Here is a 3731-nt window from a genome sequence, read left to right on the forward strand (position 1 = left end):
AGCGTTCGCCTGCAAGGGTGCTCGCGGGCAGCTTCAGGATGTCGTTCCAGCCCAACATGGCACCAACACCACGAAGCTTACGAGCGAGTAGTCGTCAAAGGAAAGGCTCGCGCCGGTTCCTACTTCGCCCAAGGTGAACAGCGACTCGATGCCCTTCGCCTCTTGGACACCCGTTATCTTCGCTACGGCCTTTTCAAGCAGTACGGTGTAATGGCTCATATCTAGGCCGTCTTTAGTGGCTGCGTTGAACGCGCTGTACCGTTCCGCATCTGGCTCGGATACGCCCGCGCACGCCGCGCGCATGATATCGAGCGCGATCTTCGGTTGTGTGTGGCGCGTGCGCACCTCGCCAGAATCGGTAACATACACCAAGTAATAAGGGAACACTGGGTTGGTGTCCTTGGGGTCGCGGGCTTCGTCGTTTTGCTTGCAGCAGAACACCACGCCGGGCTCCACCTCGCCTGAGAGCTCTTCGGGGATGCGCGCGACGGCGTGAAGCCCGATGGATGAGCCTTCCAAGAGCCCGGGGTTGTCCTTCGCGAAGCGCTGAAGCTCAACGCGGAAGTCGTCGAAGGCGAAGTCGGTGATGGATATGCCGCCCGATATGTCTTCGAGGTCGAGCACTTCTTCTCGCAGCGCCTCGAGCTGCTGGCGACGGTACTTGAGGTCGTTCATCTCGTCGTTGCGCTTGCCTTCGAGCACGTTCTCCTCGCCGGTGGCGGAAGCGTCAAGCAAGGCCATGCGGCCCTTCACGCGGTTTTCCAGCTGAATGTACTCGTCAAGCTCGATGTCGGGCCAGAAGTCGACCAGCTGTATGCTGGCGTTTTCCGAGCCCAAGCGGTCGATTCGGCCGAAGCGCTGGATGATGCGCACGGGATTCCAGTGGATGTCGTAGTTGATGAGGCAGTCGCAATCCTGCAGGTTCTGGCCCTCGGATATGCAATCGGTGGCGAAGAGGATGTCGATTTCCCCCTTGACCCGGTCACGTTCCGGTAGCTCCTTCGACTTAGGGGAGAAATGCGCAAGCACGTTTTCGAAGGATGCGCGCTTGAGCTTGAGCGAGTAGGTCTTGCCCTGGGCACCGGTAACCATGGCGCATTCGAGGTTGTGCGCCTTCGCCAGCGGCTCTGACAGCTGGTCGAACAGGTAGCGGACGGTATCGGCGAATGCGCTGAAGACGAGGATCTTGCGGTTGCCTTCGTTGAAGGGGTGGTCTGCCTTGTCCTCGATGAAACCGGTAAGCGCCGTGAGCTTCGCGTCGCGTTCGGGCGTCACTTCTTCGGCGAACGCCAGCAGCACCTTCAGCGTTTCGATGTCGTAGCCCACGTCTTGGCTTGCCCGCAACCTGTCAACATCGCGCAGGTCTACCTGCACCTTGCCGCCTGCCTCGAACTCGGCAGCGTCGTCCGCGTCGTCGAACTCGCCGTCGAGGGAGGTGTCGTCGAAGCAATAGGCTCCCTGCATCTCTTCGAGTTTTGCCGCCAGGCTTTCCGCGCCCGCAAGGATGCGCTCGAGCGTGATGCGAAAGCTGTTCACGGACGACTCCATGCGCTTGAGCAGGTTCACGCGCATGAGGTTGGCTACGGCTTGCGTGCGGTTGATTTGCGACTCGAAGTCGCTGCCCCAGGTGTCACCATAACGCTCGGCGTACTTAGCCTGCTTGTTAGGCATGACATAGGAGAGCAGCTGGTATTGCGCGAACGACAGGCTGGCTATCATGTCGTTTAGCTCGGCGATTGAAGGCAGCTTTCCCAGCGTGTCGATGGGTGGATGCAGCGACACGGGCTTGCGGCGTTCGGGGAACTTCGTGTTGCCGCCTGAATAGTACTTCGTGATGTGCTTGCGGCTGCGCGCGATGGTGAGCACGTCGAGCAACTTGAAGTAGTCGGCGTTCACCATGTTGGCGAAGCTCTCGGTGGTGCGAGCCGCGTCTTCCAGCTTGCTCCATTCGCCGAAGCGCTGCTGGGCGACCTTGGTCACATGGGTGATGGAGGGAATGTTATCGGTATCGGCCAGATACTCGTCGTTGCCTTCCGTGATGATTTCTATCTGGTTGCGCAGGTCGAGCAGACGGTTGTTCACCGGCGTTGCAGACAGCATGAGCACTTTCGTGCGGATTCCCGACTTGATGATGTCGTCCATCAAGCGGTCGTAGCGGCTGCGCTTGGTGGTGTCGGTCGGCTTGTTGCGGAAGTTATGCGACTCGTCTATCACAAGGAGGTCGTAGTTGCCCCAGCGAAGGGATTCAAGGTTGATGTCGCCCGAGTACCCGAAGTAGCGCGAAAGGTCGGTGTGGTTGAGGACGTCGTAGTTCAGGCGGTCGTCGGCGAGGATGTTGCGCTCGTCGTTCGAGGTGTACAGCGTCCAGTTGTCGCGCAGGCGCTTAGGGGCGAGCACGAGGATGCGGGCGTTTCGCTCCTGGTAGTACTTCATGACGGCAAGCGCCTCGAAGGTCTTGCCGAGGCCCACGCTGTCGGCGATGATGCAGCCCTTGTATTTCTCAAGCTTGCGGATAGCGCCAACCACGGCATCGCGCTGGAAGTCGTAGAGCTTGTTCCACACGACGGATTCCTCGAAGCGCAGGCCTGGTTTTATGGGGTCTTCCTCAGAGTCTTCCATGAAGTCTCTGAACAGATGGTAGAGCGTGAGGAAGTACACGAACTCAGGCGAGTTCTCGCGGTAGAGCGTTTCCACCTGCGCGACAACCTGGTTGGTCACCTCGGCGAGCATGGCTTCGTTTTCCCAGACGGAATCGAACATGGCCTTGAGGCCCGCCGCCTCCAAGCTGGTCTCGTAATGGCTGATGCCGGTGACGACGCCGGGCTTGCGCTCGTAGCCAAGCCCTTCGAGCGTGAAGGCCGCGCTCGCGCCCATGAACGCTTGGTCTTCGCCGTGCGGGTTTTCGACATGGTAGGTTCCACCGGGCTGGATGGCCCCTGCTTGGCGCGCGGTCTTGAAGGTTGCCTTCCGGCGCACCCAATCGGCGCATTCCTTCGCCAGCGCACGCTGGTTGAGGTTGTTCTTCAGCGTGAGCTCGAGGTCGATGCCGCCGACGCCACGCTCGCGAGAGCGCTTCGACAGCACGAACTCGCGCGGTTGCTTGTCTTCCTGCATCTGCTTCACGAACGTAGGCTCGCTGAACACGAAGCGCAGGTCGTCGACCTTTGCAAGCTCCTCTTTCAGCTCGCCGTAGGCGAAGATGGTGAAGTAGGACGAGATGATGGATAGCTTCGCGTCCTCGTCGATGCTCGCCGCCAGGGCGTCGCCGAGCCGATTGGGGCCGATGTTGTCCAAGAACTCCATTACTTCGCGCCTTTCGATAGGTCGTCGATAAGGCAGGTGCGTATGTAGGCAGAGAAGGTCATGCCCTTGAGCTCGGCTGCCTCCACGGCGGCTTCTTTGAGGTTTCTCGGGATTCTGATAGTGATGGCTACGGGGTCGCCTCCAGCGAGGTGCCTTTGGATGTCCACCTCGGACGAGCCTTCGTTGAGCAGGTCACTGTATTTCACCAGCGTCTCCTATCACTATGCAAAGTGCAATATGCACGCAATAGAATAAGTCTATCACTAACCTTATGCTTTCGGCCTACAAAGGCGGCGATATTGCTTATTCCTCGGATGCCTGTTCCGCTCAAGCGCCGCTTGGGCTTTTGGCATGCGAACCGCAGGGCTGCGCCCATCCTCACGACACCCGCACAAAGCCGGTCGAACAACGCGCATGGATCGGCTTGG

Annotated in this window: 2 protein-coding genes; both read right to left on the reverse strand. The window is 59.5% G+C overall.

Going from position 1 to position 3731, the window contains the following annotated elements; genetic code table 11:
- Positions 1 to 33 precede the first annotated feature (33 nt).
- Positions 34 to 3303, reverse strand: a complete 3270-nt coding sequence (locus tag RR842_RS12755; RefSeq protein ID WP_332729987.1) for a helicase-related protein — start codon at positions 3301 to 3303, stop codon at positions 34 to 36.
- Positions 3303 to 3509 carry a YlcI/YnfO family protein gene (locus tag RR842_RS12760; RefSeq protein ID WP_332729988.1) on the reverse strand — a complete coding sequence of 69 codons (207 nt, stop codon included), beginning with the start codon at positions 3507 to 3509 and terminating at the stop codon, positions 3303 to 3305. Before RR842_RS12760 ends, RR842_RS12755 begins: the two co-directional genes overlap by 1 nt.
- Positions 3510 to 3731 lie beyond the last annotated feature (222 nt).

It is taken from the genome of Gordonibacter sp. (assembly GCF_036667095.1).
Classification (GTDB): domain Bacteria; phylum Actinomycetota; class Coriobacteriia; order Coriobacteriales; family Eggerthellaceae; genus Gordonibacter.

Coding starts and splice junctions, on each gene's coding strand:
- RR842_RS12755 (WP_332729987.1), bottom strand. CDS start 3,303: ATGGAGTTCTTGGACAACATCGGCCCCAATCGGCTCGGCGACGCCCTG.